At 43.5% G+C, this 16,982-nt stretch carries 14 protein-coding genes; 13 read left to right on the top strand and 1 reads right to left on the bottom strand.

The annotated features are described in order from the left end of the window. Positions 1–15: 15 nt before the first annotated feature. On the bottom strand, positions 16–2,430 hold the full coding sequence (locus AC58P7_RS24145; RefSeq protein ID WP_497347446.1) for a right-handed parallel beta-helix repeat-containing protein: 2,415 nt from the start codon (positions 2,428–2,430) through the stop codon (positions 16–18). A 474-nt stretch (positions 2,431–2,904) separates the two neighbouring features. Here AC58P7_RS24145 and AC58P7_RS24140 point away from each other — a divergent pair, with 474 nt between their 5' ends. The 13 genes from AC58P7_RS24140 to AC58P7_RS24080 all read left to right on the top strand — a co-directional run bounded on the left by AC58P7_RS24140 (position 2,905) and on the right by AC58P7_RS24080 (position 16,923). Next, entirely contained in the window at positions 2,905–4,731 is a 1,827-nt protein-coding gene (locus tag AC58P7_RS24140) for a polysaccharide biosynthesis protein (protein WP_497347444.1), read from the top strand. Between the two features lie 16 nt (positions 4,732–4,747). After that, entirely contained in the window at positions 4,748–5,623 is an 876-nt protein-coding gene (gene galU / locus AC58P7_RS24135) for a UTP--glucose-1-phosphate uridylyltransferase GalU (RefSeq protein ID WP_497347442.1), read from the top strand. An 11-nt stretch (positions 5,624–5,634) separates the two neighbouring features. After that, positions 5,635–6,789: a glycosyltransferase family 4 protein gene (locus tag AC58P7_RS24130; RefSeq protein ID WP_497347440.1), complete on the top strand. Its 1,155-nt coding sequence runs from the start codon at positions 5,635–5,637 to the stop codon at positions 6,787–6,789. Next, on the top strand, positions 6,774–7,883 hold the full coding sequence (locus tag AC58P7_RS24125; protein WP_497347438.1) for a glycosyltransferase family 1 protein: 1,110 nt from the start codon (positions 6,774–6,776) through the stop codon (positions 7,881–7,883). Before AC58P7_RS24130 ends, AC58P7_RS24125 begins: the two co-directional genes overlap by 16 nt. Before the next feature lie 4 nt (positions 7,884–7,887). Continuing rightward, complete coding sequence (locus tag AC58P7_RS24120) at positions 7,888–8,772, top strand: glycosyltransferase family 2 protein (RefSeq protein ID WP_497347436.1); 885 nt, start codon at positions 7,888–7,890, stop codon at positions 8,770–8,772. A 21-nt stretch (positions 8,773–8,793) separates the two neighbouring features. Further along, on the top strand, positions 8,794–9,867 hold the full coding sequence (locus AC58P7_RS24115; RefSeq protein ID WP_497347434.1) for an EpsG family protein: 1,074 nt from the start codon (positions 8,794–8,796) through the stop codon (positions 9,865–9,867). Between the two features lie 23 nt (positions 9,868–9,890). Then, complete coding sequence (gene galE / locus AC58P7_RS24110) at positions 9,891–10,928, top strand: UDP-glucose 4-epimerase GalE (RefSeq protein WP_497347432.1); 1,038 nt, start codon at positions 9,891–9,893, stop codon at positions 10,926–10,928. Between the two features lie 95 nt (positions 10,929–11,023). Beyond that, positions 11,024–11,980 (top strand): glucosamine inositolphosphorylceramide transferase family protein, encoded by a 957-nt coding sequence (locus AC58P7_RS24105; protein WP_497347430.1) that lies wholly within the window; start codon positions 11,024–11,026, stop codon positions 11,978–11,980. A gap of 13 nt (positions 11,981–11,993) precedes the next feature. Further along, positions 11,994–12,590, top strand: a complete 597-nt coding sequence (locus tag AC58P7_RS24100) for a sugar transferase (protein ID WP_497347428.1) — start codon at positions 11,994–11,996, stop codon at positions 12,588–12,590. A gap of 16 nt (positions 12,591–12,606) precedes the next feature. Continuing rightward, complete coding sequence (locus AC58P7_RS24095) at positions 12,607–13,239, top strand: acetyltransferase (protein WP_497347426.1); 633 nt, start codon at positions 12,607–12,609, stop codon at positions 13,237–13,239. A 66-nt stretch (positions 13,240–13,305) separates the two neighbouring features. Next, entirely contained in the window at positions 13,306–14,475 is a 1,170-nt protein-coding gene (locus tag AC58P7_RS24090) for a DegT/DnrJ/EryC1/StrS family aminotransferase (protein WP_497347424.1), read from the top strand. 295 nt (positions 14,476–14,770) lie between these two features. Next, a complete protein-coding gene (gene glmS / locus AC58P7_RS24085; RefSeq protein ID WP_497347422.1) occupies positions 14,771–16,573 on the top strand; it encodes a glutamine--fructose-6-phosphate transaminase (isomerizing) in 1,803 nt (600 codons plus the stop codon). Positions 16,574–16,581: 8 nt separating this feature from the next. Then, the gene (locus tag AC58P7_RS24080) at positions 16,582–16,923 is read left to right on the top strand and encodes a helix-turn-helix domain-containing protein (RefSeq protein WP_497347420.1); all 342 of its coding nucleotides are present in this window, start codon (positions 16,582–16,584) and stop codon (positions 16,921–16,923) included. Positions 16,924–16,982 lie beyond the last annotated feature (59 nt).

Here is a 16,982-nt window from a genome sequence, read left to right as displayed (position 1 = left end):
CTTTTTCCCGTGGCATCAGACGCTGAGATTCTCAAGCAGTCTTGTGTTGGCGTTGACATCTGTGACTACATTACTGAAAATACATCTTGCGATCGTCATGGATTTGGGGCGTGTCAGCCAATGCATATTGATATTGGTGTTTTCCAAGTAACTGTTGGTAATGAGGGCTATATTCGTGTTGTCTGATTTCCCAATGTTCGAGTTCAGAAACGTACTCCGATTATTCGTAATATTGCCATTGTAGTTGACCCCAACATTTTGAAACAAACATTGATCAACGATAATCTTCCTTGTATATTGCGAGTCGGTTGAACCCAAGTTAATGTCACCGCCAAGAATTCCTGTTTTAGCACGCTGGAACGTACTATTGCTAACTTCACAACTTTCAAAGTTGGCCCCACCTTCAATGACAGTAACACCATCTACGAGGATTGGTCTTCCTACATAGTTCGCTGGCGATACAATTTCCAGTTCATAGTTCTTAACGGTAATATTCCTAATCACGCCGCCACTTAGCAGCAAAGCGAAATTTTTAGTTAAGGCGTTATCATTTCTCCAATCTCTTTCAACGGTAATATCTGAGATGTAGCAGCGACCATAATTGTATCTGCTAATGTTATAACCGCTTGTTCCAGCATCTGTTAAGGTCACTGCTGTGCCGTTCGCCGACTCTGAAACTTTGAAGCTATTGGCCGTTACACTGACCGTGTAATAAAGTTTATCCACACTGATACCTGTTGGGACTTTACCAAGCCACTGCTCGAACACAATCTTAGCGCCATTACCCATGCCGTGCGGCGCACCATAGGAGAACGTTGAAGCAGCAACATTGACGGTAGGCATGCCGAAATATCCGGTTAAACTGGCGCCAGAGAACTCCCCGTTCTTGATCTGGCAATTGGTAATGAAAGCTCCGGCAAGGTCAGCGATTTTAATACTCGCATTATTACACACTGCACCGTCCAGGAAGTTGTCACCTTTAACGACGAGTTCGCATCCCATAAGCGTGTTATTCAGATATTTCACATACATATTGGTTGGGTAAGAGCTAATGCCGCCAACATTATAACCATCAAAGGTGTTATCCGCTACGATGATATTATATCCGTCCGCATTTACGAAATGCCCGCGGGCATTGTTAGCGATGTAGTTATCTTTAATATAGATGCGTGTATTAAGCTCTAAGCCAGGTTGATTTAATTCGGGGCGGAATGTAGGAATATTCGTTTCTGACCACATGGATTCAATGTCGATGCCAAACATGGGGGAAGTACCATCTTCCGTAATGCCATCATCGGCTTTACCAATATGGTGAATTTTATTGTTGCTTATGGTGACGTCGGTCGATCCTATAATCGAGATGCCTTGTCGTCTACAGTGATGCAAGTTACAGTTATAGACCGAAATATAGGACCCCATTTGTGCTTGGGTATAATCGCTGGGATTATCTTTATATTCCAACCAGGTAGCAGTAACAGCATCCCCTGTGCAATTACTAATATCCACATTTACAATTTGGACGTTATTTGCACCAAAGAGTTCAATCCCATGTCCCCATTCGTGGGTGTAATTCTGTGCATCCACTTTGGCGTTGATTTGAGCAATTTGGGCATCTGTTAACGGTGAGGAGGTAATGTCTATAGAGAAAATCATTTTGTTTGCATTAATGATATCTGCCACCCAACCGCGTCCTGTTGGCGCTGCGGGAGCGAATAGCCCATTGTTTCGGTATCCAGCCAACGTACTGCTTGAAATCGTATCTTTATATTGGTAGAAACTGTAGCCAGGATTGGTTATCCCGTTAATGGACCACAATCGGAATAATTGAAGCAATCCAGCATTACTATAGCGATCTATAACTTGACTTCGAATAAAATTGGGATTTGTATTCAGCGATCCATCCGTATTCACGCCGCCTCTTACAAATTTAATACCTAATTGGTATATATGAGTTTTCTTATCGCCAATGACAGTGCCCCCTGAAATGGTTGCGTCGCTTACACCCTTCATATAGAAGATGCTATACCAAGGGGATGAATTCGTTTCCAATTGTAAGGTACATCCATCAACCATTTCGAAATGCATATTGCTTTGCATGATAATACAGGCATAGGTTGTACTATCCATCTTCAAAGCATAAGTCCCTTGTGGCAGTACGCAATGCGTAAACCCTTGCGATTTGGCCCAAAGTAAAGCATCATTGATACCTTTTGTCGTGGCAGCCGAATTCGTCCCATCATTCTTGATCGACCATTTGGTTAGTTCAATCACATAGGAAGCGGAAGGAGAGGAAGTGGCAGGGCTTGGAATAACCAGTTGTTTCGGAACCCAACGCATGGTCGGATTATCATAAGTCAAAACATCATTGTTGGCAGGTAGCTTCGTGGTTAAATTAACATCATCCAAATCACCAAGATTAGCTCGTATCATTCATGTTCACCTCATTCTATTTTTTTGTTGTGAATATTAGTTTATGTGTTGCTAGATAAAATAGATCGGGGTTAAAGTCCAGCGAGCTGGCAATTATTTTGTTATTGACATGTTCTTTATAAAGAACTACAATGAAAATAAGTCGAAAGAGCAGTAATAAGGCTATTTTTTTTCACATTAACGTTCTTTATAAAGAATAATTAAGTGAAAAATGTTCTCTATAATAGGATTGAAGTAGAGTTGACTAGTGTTGTTCTTTATAAAGAACTTCTAGAAACTTCCCGGTGATGCCTCCTTACCGTTATCAAAGGAAGTACTCGATCATGCTGTGGGTTGACAAGACCTTAGACGCGAGTCGTCAAAAGTGTGGTGCGAGGCAGGGTTAGATGCCCTACAACGTATTAAAGGATTTAATTATACGGTCTTTCTCCAAAGGCCTTATACTTAAGAACTTTAGTGAGAGGGTGGATTTATTTGTCATATCGCCAACGATTATCTCTATTAATCTTCATAGACTCTTTTATTGTATTAACGTCTATTTTTGTTAGTCGCTTTCTGCTGAGTGCAGATATTCATGTCATCACATTACCTTTGATTGTGAGTTCAATAACGCTACTTGTTAGTCATCATGTATTTTCATTTACGTATAAGCTTTATAAGAAAGCTTGGGAATATGCAAGTATCGCCGAATTATTGTTCATTGTTAAAGCTGTTAGCTTCTCGGTTATTACTGTAGCGTGTATCCAGCAAGTCATTGCTCAGGATATCTATTTCCGATTGCTCGCGGTAACCTGGATGATTCACATTTTGCTAATTGGCGGATCCCGTTTCTGTTGGCGGCTTTTCCGCAATTCGTATATCAAGAAAACCGGGAAAAAACGGACTTTGATCATCGGCGCGGGTTCTGCCGGATTAATGGTTGCCAGACAGCTAATAAAAAATAACGATGCAGAGTTAGAACCCCTTGCCTTTATTGATGATAATGTACGCATTCATAATCTGGATATACTCGGAATACCTGTTGTGGGTGGCGTTAATCGCATTGAGCAAACCGTAAAAGAATTGCAAATTGACAATATCATTATCGCTATTCCATCCCTGGGTAAAAGAGACTTGAACATCATCGTTCAGGAATGTGCTAGAACATCAGCCAAAACGCAAACACTTCCCATGCTAGAGGATCTTGTTACAGGCAAGCTTTCGGTGAATCAATTCATGGATGTGCATGTTGAGGATCTTTTAGGCAGAGAACCAATTGAACTCGATATTGAAAGTATCTCTGAGTTTGTCACCGATAAAGTTGTGCTAGTCACTGGTGCTGGGGGATCTATTGGCTCTGAGATTTGTCGTCAAGTTGCGAAGTTTCAACCTCAGAAGCTGATCCTACTAGGTCATGGGGAAAATAGTATCTATTCCATCGAAATGGAACTGAAGGATATAGCGGAGTACGCTCAGACAGAATTCATAACTGAAATTGCAGATATTCAGGACTCCAGGAAAATGATGGCCATTATGAATCGGCATCGCCCCGATGTCGTCTATCATGCAGCAGCTCATAAACACGTGCCTCTGATGGAACGAAATCCAGAGGAAGCGGTCAAAAACAACGTCATTGGCACGATGAATGTTGCTATGGCAGCGAGCAAGTATGAAGTGAATACATTCGTTATGATTTCAACGGATAAAGCGGTGAATCCAACCAGTGTCATGGGCGCCACCAAACGAATGGCGGAAATGATTATTCAGGATATGGATAAGAGCAGCCTTACGAAATTCGTTGCGGTTCGCTTCGGTAATGTTCTGGGAAGTAGAGGCAGCGTCATTCCAAGGTTTAAGCATCAAATTGAAAAAGGCGGACCCGTTTCCGTCACTCATCCCGATATGATTCGCTATTTTATGACGATACCTGAAGCCTCTCGGTTAGTTATGCAAGCCGGTGCCCTTGCGAAAGGCGGAGAAATCTTTGTGCTAGACATGGGGGAACCCGTGAAAATTGTTGATTTGGCCAAGAACCTCATCAAGCTGTCCGGCAACTCTGTTGAAGATATTGGGATTGAATTTACAGGAATGAGGCCTGGTGAGAAGCTCTATGAGGAGCTGCTGAAAGCGGACGAAATCGAGGAACAGCAAGTATATCCGAAGATATATATAGGCAAAACGGCGGAGCTGTATATGGATGAGATCAAAGATATGATTTCAAAGTATGCTAGTCTCGATAAGGAAAGCCTAAGAGAGCATCTTCTTAATATTGGTAACAGTAATGTCATTCTCTTATCCAAGAAGCTATCATCAGTAGGCTAAAAAGGAGCAATCAACTATGAAAGTAAGAAAAGCAATCATTCCAGCTGCTGGTCTGGGGACAAGATTTCTACCTGCAACCAAAGCAATGCCGAAGGAAATGTTACCCATTGTAGATAAGCCGACCATTCAATATATCGTCGAGGAAGCGATTGAATCGGGCATTGAAGATATTATCATTGTGACCGGTAAAGGTAAAAGAGCGATCGAAGACCATTTTGATAATTCGTTCGAGCTTGAGCAAAATTTACTAGAAAAGCAAAAATTCGAATTACTTTCAGAAGTTAAGAAATCCTCCAATGTAGATATCCATTATATTCGCCAGAAGGAGCCCAAAGGCTTAGGACATGCCATCTGGTGTGCACGCAAATTTATTGGCAACGAGCCCTTTGCGGTACTGCTTGGCGATGACATTGTGCGAGCGGATAAGCCTTGTTTGAAACAGATGATGGAACAATATGAGTATCAGGATGCGTCCATTATTGGTGTGAAGCACGTTTCTGACGAAGAGGTTTCTAGATACGGAATCGTGGATGCCATTGAGATCGAGCCTCGCTTACACAGCATCAATCATTTGGTAGAAAAGCCGATCAAAGAACTAGCACCCTCCAATTTAGCTATTATGGGGCGCTACATTTTAACGCCACGGATTTTTGAGATATTGAACAATCAACAGCCAGGTGCTGGCGGGGAAATTCAGCTGACAGATGCCATCGCACAGTTAAATCGATATGAATCGGTGTACGCTTATGAATTCGAAGGCACTCGGTATGATGTTGGCGAGAAAATGGGCTTTATTCAAACCACGATCGAATATGCTTTGTTGCGTAATGATTTAAGATATGGACTTTTGAAATACTTGTCCGAATTGATGGAGAAAGAATTAATTAAATAGGTGATGCCAAGATGTCCGGAAAAATACTTTTTTGTGCAACCGTCGATTATCACTTTAATGCTTTTCATTTACCCTATCTGAAGTGGTTTAAGGATCAGGGTTGGGAGGTCCATATCGCCGCTAGCGGGAATATGGACCTTCCTTATGTTGATGCGAAGTTTCATGTGCCGATTCAACGATCACCGCTTAAACGAGCCAACCTAGAGGCTTACGCAAAGTTGAAGGCTATCATCGACGCGAATAACTACGAGATGATTCACTGCCATACCCCGATGGGAGGCGTACTGGCTCGTTTAGCAGCGAGAGCTGCGCGGAAGAAGGGAACCAAGGTTATCTATACCGCGCATGGCTTTCATTTCTGCCAGGGGGCACCACTGTTTCATTGGTTAGCTTACTATCCTTTAGAGAAATTCCTTTCGAATTATACGGATTGCTTGATCACCATTAACGAGGAAGATTATCAACTTGCAATCAGTCGTCGGTTCAGGGCAAATCGCATCGAACATGTGCATGGTGTAGGTGTAAATACGGAGCGATTCCAGCCTGTGAACGAGCTGCATAAGTTAGACCTGAAAACAGCTAGTGGCTATCAGCCAGCGGATATTCTCCTATTTTATGCAGCCGAATTTAATGCGAATAAAAATCAGCAGGTGCTGATTCGAGCATTAGCTTCGATTAAGGCAGAGGCTCCACATCTCAAGCTTCTGCTTGCTGGTGAAGGGCCGTTGCAGGGGCCGTGCAAAGCGCTTGCCAAGGAGCTTGATATAGCCGACCGCGTTGATTTTCTTGGTTATCGGAAGGATATCGATCACCTGCTACCGATGTGTGATATTGCTGTCGCATCCAGTCTACGAGAAGGATTGCCCGTGAATATCATGGAGGCTATGTCCTGTGGTCTACCTGTGATTGCCAGTGAAAATAGAGGACACAGAGAACTCGTACAGAATGATGCGAACGGCTGGATTACAGCTCCTAATGATTACGCAGCTATCGCACGGAAACTCTTGCTACTGGCGCACAATAAGGAATTGCGAATGAAATTAGGCTTGAACGGTAGAAGGATGGTGGAGAGAAATTATGCCATTCACCAGGTGTTAGAGGAGAAGAGCACGATCTATTCCCTATTTATGGACGAAAAGGTGGAGGGCATGTGGGCGATCCAATAAGAATTCTACACGTAGTCGTAAATATGAATAGAGGCGGAGCCGAAACACTTCTCATGAATTTATATCGTAATTTGGATCGTTCGAAGATTCAATTCGATTTTCTAACTTGTAAAGCGGGTGCTTATGATGCTGAGATCAGCGAGATGGGGGGGATGATTCATAGAATCCCCTATGTATCTGATATTGGTCATACGAAATACATCCAAGCATTAGATCAATTTTTTGCCAAAGAAGCCAGCTATAAGATCGTTCATGCCCATATGGATAAAATGAGCGGTTTTGTATTGCGCTCAGCCAAAAAAGCTGGAATCCCCAATCGTATTGCTCATAGTCATAATACGAGCAGCGAAGGCGGCATTGCGGCCAAAATGTACAAATGGTTTGCCGGTATCTTTATCGCTTCCTGTGCCACTCATTTTCTAGCATGCTCGAATAAGGCCGGCCATTGGTTATTTACTCGTAAAGAAAGCAAAGTCATGCTGGTGAAAAATGGGATTGAGAGTGACCAATTTGCCTTTTCACCCCAGGTGAGAAACCTCATCCGGCACGAGCTGCAAATAGCCCCGGAGTCATATGTGATTGGGCATGTAGGGAGATTCGCGCACCAGAAGAATCATGCTTATCTCCTAGAACTTTTTGCCCAATTGCACGAGCAAAGGCCAGAAACGATTCTTATATTGGCGGGGGATGGGCCACTGCGTGCAGAGCTTGAACAGAAAGTGGAGGCTCTGCAGTTGCAGCATAAGGTCAAATTCCTCGGTGTGCGAAGCGATATTTCACGGCTGCTGCAAGGCTTTGACATGTTCGTGTTTCCTTCGTTACATGAAGGATTGCCGGTCACGCTTATCGAGGCGCAGGGTGCAGGACTGCCTTGCCTCATCTCCGATGCGATTACGGAGGAAGTCGATATGGGGATTCATCTGGTGGATCGATTACCACTGGATAACAAAGAGATATGGATTAACCAAATGAAACAGGTCATGGCTAGAAAGGCTTCCCGGCACATACCTGCCTTATCTTTATCGAGCCAGGGCTACGATATTCGCAATACAGCCGCTTGGACTGAGGGCTTTTATCAAGGCATTTCGAGGTGATCATATGAAGAAACTTACTGTGTTTACGCCGACGTATAATCGGGCCTATTGTCTTCCCGTGTGTTACGAGAGTCTGAAACAACAGACCTCCAAAGATTTCATTTGGCTCATCATTGATGATGGCTCAACGGATGATACGCAGCATTTAGTTGCTGGGTGGATGACAGAGAATGATATTCAAATCCGATATCACCGTCAAAATAATCAAGGTATGCATGGTGCGCACAATGCGGCGTATAGGCTAATCGACACAGAATTAAATGTCTGTATTGATTCTGATGATTATATGCCGCCTGAGGCCGTGGAGCATATTCTTACGTTCTGGGATCAGCATGGCAATGATCAGGTGAGTGGCATCATCGGACTGGATGCCTTTACAGATGGTCGCATCATTGGTACTCGATTTCCGGAGGAACGTAAGCGTTCAACGCTGTTTGAGTTATACAGTAAGCATGGCGTGACGGGGGATAAGAAGCTAGTCTATCGCAGCGAATTAACGCGAGACCATCCCTATCCTATTTTCGATAATGAAAAATATGTAGGCTTGGCCTATAAGTATTTCAAGCTAGATGAGCAGTATGAATTGCTGCTTATGAATGAAGTTCTGTGCTGCGTCGAATATTTGCCGGATGGCTCCTCGATGAACATGTTGAAGCAGTACCGCAGAAATCCGAACGGATTTGCTTTTTACCGTAAGGAACTCATGAAGCTCCCCTTTGCTAGCGTAACATTCAAATTTAAACAGTCCATCCACTACGTCTCCAGCTCAATTATTTCAGGTAATCGAAGGTTTATGTCAGAAACACCGAGTAAGCTGCTAACCTTTCTCGCGATCCCCCTTGGTATCATCCTGTATTGGTATGTAAGTAGAAAAACAAGAATCTCATAGCTCTCCGAAAGGAACCTTAATATGGCTATATTGTGGCTTAATCTGGTCGTAGTCTATATCGCATCTTACTTTTCCAGACATATAGCCAAGCCTGTGTATAATGGGTCTGGCCAGCTATGGATGAAGCCGAATCAATGGCTAACCGCCTTCGTTATGGCAACCTTTGTTATCATCGCTGGGCTTCGTAACAATATTGGCGATACCTTCTTTTATATGTATTCCTATCGGCTGAGTGATTTTACTTGGTCAGAAGTGAAAGCAGAGAAGGACATTGGCTTCGGCATTTTACAAATGATTTTGAAATCCATCACCGATAATCCTCAGTTATTAATTTTTATTACCGCCTTAGTGACGAATGTACTCATTATTTATGTGCTGTACAAGTATTCCAAGCTATTTGAATTAAGCATTTACATGTACATCACATCCGGACTCTTTATTGTTTCGATGAACGGTGTACGGCAGTTTTTAGCGTCAGCTATCGTATTCGCTGCTACTAAATTCTTATTTGAAGGAAGCTGGAAGAAATATTTCCTCGTGGTGGGTTTCGCCTCCTTATTTCATGGCAGTGCCTTAATCCTAATTCCGATCTACTTCATTGTAAGAAGGAAGGCGTGGACATCCTCCACGATTGTTCTTTTGACCGCTTCTGTGATTCTGATTATCGGTTACGGTGTGATATCGAACGCTATTTTCTCAGCGATTGCGGATACGCATTACAGTGAGTATCAGAATTTCCAAGAGGGTGGAGCTAACGTCATTCGGGTGGCTGTCGGCGCAGTACCTTTAGTATTAGCCTACCTAGGTAGAAACAAGCTAAGAGAAATATTTCCCTATGGTGATTATGTTGTCAACATGTCCTTATTGAATTTTGTTGTCATGGCTATCGCAACGCAAAACTGGATTTTCGCTAGATTTACCATCTATTTTGGCTTATATAATGTGATCCTCATGTCATGGGTGATTAGCTTATTTGCCAAGAAGCAACAGAAGCTAGTCTATTACGCGATCATCGGTTTTTATTTCATCTATTTTTACTATGAGAATGTCGTGACGTTGGACATTATCTACAAAAGTGATTTTCTAAAATTCTGATTAAGGAATAGGGGGTTATACGGATGGCAATTCTCGTAACGGGTGGAGCGGGCTATATCGGAAGTCACACGTGTGTGGAATTATTGAATGCGGGGTATGACATCGTTGTTGTCGATAACCTTAGCAATAGTTGCTCGGAATCATTAAGAAGGGTGAAAGAGCTTACTGGCAAAGACTTCGAGTTCTATCCGATTAATCTATTGAACCGGCAGGATCTAGAAAGTGTCTTCCGACAGCACCATATTGAAGCCGTGATTCATCTTGCAGGGCTTAAGGCAGTAGGGGAGTCCGTCTCTTTGCCCCTTCGCTACTATCATAATAATATCTCTGGTTCGATTGTTTTATGTGAGCTCATGCAGGAATATACGGTGAAAAGAATTGTATTTAGCTCATCAGCGACTGTGTATGGAACTTCAGAGCGTGTACCGATTTCGGAAAATGTACCACTGGGAGCAACGAATGCGTATGGGCGCACGAAGCTGATGATTGAAGAAATGATGCGAGATCTGCATGTCTCGGATGCAGATTGGAGTATCGCGCTGCTGCGCTATTTTAACCCGATTGGTGCTCATCACAGTGGTAGATTAGGCGAGGATCCGAACGGTATTCCGAATAATCTGATGCCTTATATCACGCAAGTAGCGGTCGGCGGGTTGAAGGAACTTCAGATATACGGCAATGATTATGCCACGTTGGATGGCACAGGAGTAAGAGATTATATTCATGTAGTTGATCTTGCATGCGGGCATTTGAAGGCGCTAGAGAAGGTTATGTCGACCTCCGGTGTGGAGGCATACAACCTTGGAACCGGACAGGGTTATAGTGTGCTGGAAATGGTATCTGCCTTCGAACGCGTAACGGGCAGACCTGTTCCATATAAGATAACTGCCCGAAGACCAGGAGATATCGGCATATGTTACTCAGATCCGACCAAGGCCGAACGAGAATTGGGATGGGTCGCTCAGAAGGGCATTGATGAAATGTGTCTGGATTCCTGGCGTTGGCAAACCTACAACCCACAAGGCTATCAAGAGGAGAATGAAGTGGTGGCAAATCTATGAATACTTCTTTATGTAGACAATAATAAATTAATTCTGTCATATCCGCTTCATTGGGATGATCTTAAGGAGGAACAGTTTTGTCAATCGTTAGTGCTATGAGTTTAAGAAGATTTCAGAGTTGGTTTTCTCTGTTGCGTCAAGGCATGATTGTATCTACTTGGTCCATATCAGTATTTAGATCAGATGGCTTTATTTCTTCTGCACCAAACAATCACAAATTGGAAAAGCCGAGTCTACAAGCTTCAGATGTTACGGATGTTCCAGCGGAATTTGTAGCGGACCCGTTTATTATCCAACAGGGGTCTGAATTTTTTCTGTTCTTCGAAATTTTGAATAAAGCTTCTGGTCAAGGAGAAATCGGCGTTGCATCAAGCTCAGATGGGGTTAAATGGAAGTATAAACAAGTCGTACTGCGTGAAAAGTTTCATTTATCCTATCCGCAAGTATTTATCCATAATAATGAATTTTTCATGCTGCCTGAGACGGCTGAATCGAATCGGGTTATTTTATATAAAGCGACCCATTTCCCCTTTGAATGGGAAGTGACCTGTGAGCTGATGGAGGGCCAATATTTAGATCCTTCCCTTGTGTACATTCATGAAAAATGGTGGATGTTTGCCGGAACGGAAGAGGATAGTTTCCACATCTTCTATTCGGACCAATTGGAAGGTCCTTGGGTGGAGCATCCCCAAAGTCCAATTATCTCAAACAACGACAAGATCAGCAGACCTGGCGGCAGACTCATTGTTTCCGATGGGTACGTTCATAGGTATACGCAAGCGGATTATCCGCATTATGGCGATTCAGTGAGGGTGTTTAAGGTCAACATACTGACAGAGGAGACATATGAGGAAGAGGAAGTTTCTCTCATTCTGAGTGGGTCCAAGAAAGAGAACGACTGGCGCAAGGATGGCATGCATCACATTGACCAGCTCCAATTGCCAAATAATCAATGGCTAGTTGCTGTGGATGGCCATACCTTCAAAAATGTGAATTATTTGAAGTGGAAGCTGGATCGTATGAAATCAAAGCTTTTTAGTCAAGATCAGTAGGAGAAGATGATCCATGAAGCGATTGTTTGATTTACTTGTTGCCATTCCACTGTTACTGATGTTTCTTCCGATTATGGGGATCGTAGCTATCCTAATTAAGCTGAAGCTAGGCTCGCCTATAATCTTTAAGCAGCAGAGACCTGGTTTACACGAAAAGCCGATTCTTCTATTGAAGCTCCGTTCCATGACGGATGAGAGAGATAGCGAGGGGAATTTATTACCCGATTCCATCCGATTGACTCCTTTTGGACAATTTCTAAGGAAATACAGTCTGGATGAATTTCTACAATTAGTCAATGTCATTAAAGGGGATTTGAGCTTAGTGGGGCCGAGACCGCTATTAATGGACTATTTGCCCTTATATTCCAAAGAGCAGGCGAAACGCCATCTAGTTAGGCCTGGTATTACCGGATGGGCGCAGGTGCATGGTCGTAATGCGATCTCGTGGGAAGAGAAATTTAAACTCGATATTTGGTATGTGGAGAATCAAAGCTTTATGCTGGATCTGAAAATTTTGGCTATGACGGTTGGAAAAGTGTTGAAGTCGGAAGGCGTCAGTCATGTGAATCATGTGACCATGGAGAAATTCTCGGGATCCAATCTTTCATGAAAAGATGTGATCCTTTGTGAATATTGTCGTGATTGGCGAGGGTGGTCACAGCAAAGTTATCAGAGAAATGATTAGTACGAAGAGAGACTACAAGATTGTCGCTATTTTAGATGATAAGTATGAAGAATTCACCATGAACAAGGATGTTTACGTAGGGCCGATTTCATCCGCTCAACAGTTCATTGAAAGCGGCGACGCGCTGAAATGGGTTGTTGCCATTGGTAATAACAGCATTAGAAAGTCGATTACGGCAAGATTGGGCATACCCAATGAGCATTACCTAACACTTATTCATGAGTCGGCAGTGATCAGTTCAAGCGCTTCAATAGCTCAGGGAACGGTCATCATGGCCAACACAGTCATTAATGCGGACGCCAATATTGGTTATCATGCCATTATTAATACAGGAGCGATCGTTGAGCATGATTGTCACATTGCAGACTATGTTCACATCGCGCCAAGAGCAACACTGACGGGTGCAGTTGTCATTCAGGAAGGCGCCATGATTGGAGCGGGAGCAACGATCATCCCTGGGAAAAGTATTGGTGAATGGACGATGGTTGGAGCCGGTGCCACGGTTATTCATCATATTCCTTCTTACCAGACAGCAGTAGGCAATCCTGCAACCGTAATTAGCAAGAAGAAGTGATTTCTAAACCATTGAATAAGCACTTGTATGGTTCCTATCATCGTATGAAAGGTGTGACCTGAATCTATGTTTACGAATAAAAAAAGGATTTATTTATCTCCACCGCACATGAGCGGCAATGAACTTGCGTATATCCAGGACGCTTTTGATACAAATTGGATCGCTCCGCTGGGTCCGCATGTTGATGCCTTTGAGAGAGAGCTTGCAGCCTATGTCGGGCGTATGGATGCAGCCGCGGTCAGTTCGGGTACTGCAGCTATACACTTAGCGTTGCAATTACTGCATGTAACTGCAGGCGATACGGTGTTTTGTTCAAGCCTAACCTTTGTGGCAAGCGCCAATCCCATTGTATATCTAGGAGCTACACCCGTATTCATTGATTCAGAGCCAGAAACGTGGAACATGTCCCCACAAGCTTTAGAACGAGCCTTGCGCGAGGCCGAGAGGAATGGCACATTGCCTAAAGCGGTTATTGTCGTCAATTTATATGGTCAGAGCGCCAAGATGGATGAAATCATAGCGCTTTGCAACGCCTATCAGGTACCCATTATCGAGGACGCAGCAGAATCCTTAGGCTCGACTTATAAAGGGCGGGCAAGCGGTTCCTTTGGCAAATATGGCATCTATTCCTTTAATGGGAACAAAATCATTTCGACATCAGGCGGTGGGATGCTGGTTTCCAATGATATCGAAGGCTTACAGAAGGCTCGCTTCTTAGCTACCCAAGCACGTGACAATGCGGCACATTATCAGCATAGCCAAATCGGCTATAATTATCGGATGAGCAACGTGCTGGCAGGGATTGGAAGAGCTCAGTTAGCCGTATTGGAAGAAAGAGTCCTGGCAAGACGCGCGGTATTTGAGCGTTATTATCAAGCATTGGCAGATCTGCCGGGCATTGGCTTTATGCCGGAATTGGCGCATACGCGATCGAATCGATGGCTAACGGCTCTTACGTTAGATCCCGATGAAGCCGGGGTTTCTGTGGCCTCTTTGTTAGATTTCCTGGCCGAAGAGAATATAGAAGCTCGTCCGGTATGGAAGCCGCTGCACATGCAGCCTCTATTTAAAGGTACGGCCTATTATCCGCATAGTGACAATGAGCATATTTCAGAGCAATTATTTACAACAGGAATATGCCTACCCTCGGGGTCCAGCTTGACGGAGGAAGAACAAGCAAGGGTAATTACATGTATTCAAAAGTCGATCAGTAAGGCCAAGAGTATGAGTGCTTAGATCGGTACGAGGTCAAACCAATTTATCTCTTTTCATTCTATGATAGTTCATTTTCTTGAACAGGGCTTCTTTCATTTCGCTATCCAGGCAGTCTTGATAGAGAATATAATTGTAGGCATGCATGATTTTATGGTAAGTACATCTCGTCTTTTTCCATACACTCGTCGAAAGTGAATACATGACATGATCCCTCCCCTTAGTACAAACGTATGAACAAATTGGCGAATGTATTCAGTTAATACCAGATACTACCCTGTCGTTCTTTATTAAGAATATCAAAGAGGAGGCCTCTACCATGTGTGGTATTGTGGGATATGTTGGTAATCAAGATGTGAAAGATATCTTGGTCAAAGGATTAGAAAAGCTAGAGTATAGAGGATATGACTCTTCAGGAATTGCCATTTTGAACGACAGGGGGTTACATGTCTATAAAGAAGAAGGCAGGATTGCAGCCCTTCGTGAAGTAATTGATCTGGAGCAGGGAGCGAGCATTGGAATTGGCCATACGAGATGGGCAACACATGGGAAACCAAGTCGCAGAAATGCTCATCCGCATCAAAGTAACAACGGTCGATTTACGGTTGTACATAATGGCGTCATTGAGAACTACCAAGAAATGAAGGGGCAATTCCTTTCGCACGTTCCCTTTGCAAGCGATACGGACACAGAAGTGATCGTTCAGATGATGGAGAAATTGGTGGAAAGCGGGCTGGACGTAGAGGAAGCATTCAGGCAATTGCTTCTGGAAATCAAAGGCTCTTATGCGATTGCTTTGCTGGATAATCAGGACATGGAAACGATTTATGTTGGTAAAAATAAAAGTCCATTGCTCATTGGTTTGGGCACTGATTTTCATGTTATCGCGAGCGATGCGATGGCTATGCTGCAGCTTACGAATCAATTCGTTGAATTGATGGATGAAGAGATGGTTATTCTTCGTCAGGCTTCCAAAGTAGTGAAAAACTTGAATGGCGCAGTGATCCAAAGAAGACCATTTCAAGTAAAGCTCGATGCTAGCGATATAGAGAAGGGCCTATATCCCCATTATATGCTCAAAGAAATCGATGAACAGCCTGCCGTTATTCGCAAGGTCATATCTAAATATCAGGATCGTAACGGAAACAGCCAGATGGATGCGCAGCTGCGCGAAAGATTAAAGGAAACGGATCGCATTTATATCATAGCTTGCGGAACCAGCTATCACGCGGGGTTAGTGGGCAAACAGTTAATTGAGAAGATTGCAGATATCCCTGTTGAGACGCATATCGCTAGTGAATTTCTGTATAATAGACCCATTCTATCTAAGCACCCGCTCTTTGTTTTCATCTCGCAAAGTGGAGAGACGGCAGATAGCCGAGGTGTATTAGTCGCGATTAAAGAAATGGGTTATCCAACCTTGACAATTACGAACGTTCCCGGTTCAACTCTGTCGCGCGAAGCAGATTTTACGTTACTCACACATGCTGGCCCAGAAATTGCGGTCGCATCAACCAAAGCCTACACGGCTCAAATTGCCGTATTAGCCATTCTGGCTTTCGATCATGCACAAGCACAAGGGAAAGTGCAGCAAGTTAATCCGTTCCATGAGCTAAGTATCGCGGCTAATACGATGGAGATTATGATCAATAAAAAAGAAATGATGGAGGAGGTTGTTTGGCAATATCTGAATGCCTCGCGGAATTGCTTTTTTATAGGTCGCGGTGTGGATTATTACGTAGCTTTGGAAGGTGCCTTGAAGCTGAAAGAGATCTCCTACATTCAAGCTGAAGGATTTGCAGTCGGCGAGCTGAAGCATGGAACAATTGCGTTAGTCGAGGAAGGGACGCCTGCGATTGCACTCCTGACCCAGCCCCATATTCGTGCGAATATTCGAAGCAATGTACAAGAGATTTTGGCACGAGGAGCTCAAGTTTGTATGATCAGCATGGAAGGGATGGCGGAAGGCACGGATCAGGTTGTTCTGCCAGCCGTACACGAGTTGCTTACGCCGCTAGTTTCGGTCATTCCCTTACAACTAATCGCCTACTACGCAGCTAAGTATCGAGGATGCGACATTGATAAACCAAGAAATCTGGCGAAAAGTGTTACTGTGGAGTGAGGATAACCATGATTGGTCATAACATTTCAAGTATTCGCAAACAAAGGGGCTTCACGTTGTCTGAGCTTTCCGAGCGGACAGGTATTTCCAAGTCGTATTTAAGCAACATTGAGCGAAATCTGAAACAGAATCCTTCTATCCATGTTATGGAGAAAATCGCTTTGGTTCTGAAGGTTGATTTGAAAGTGCTATTACTAATTACTGTAGAAGCGGAACCCAACCATGGGCTGGATCAAGAATGGATGGATTTTATTTCGGATTTGAAGAGATCGGGCATAAAAAAAGAGCGAATCCAAGAATTTAAAATTTTGATAGAGTTTATGAAATGGCATAATGAAAAAGTGAACTAGAAGATGCATGTTCTTCGCTCGTATCCAGAAAAAGTAAGCGAGTAAAAACTAGCCCCGTA

It is taken from the genome of Paenibacillus sp. J22FR5, from assembly GCF_059691975.1.
This window is presented reverse-complemented; position numbering and strand designations above follow the sequence as displayed.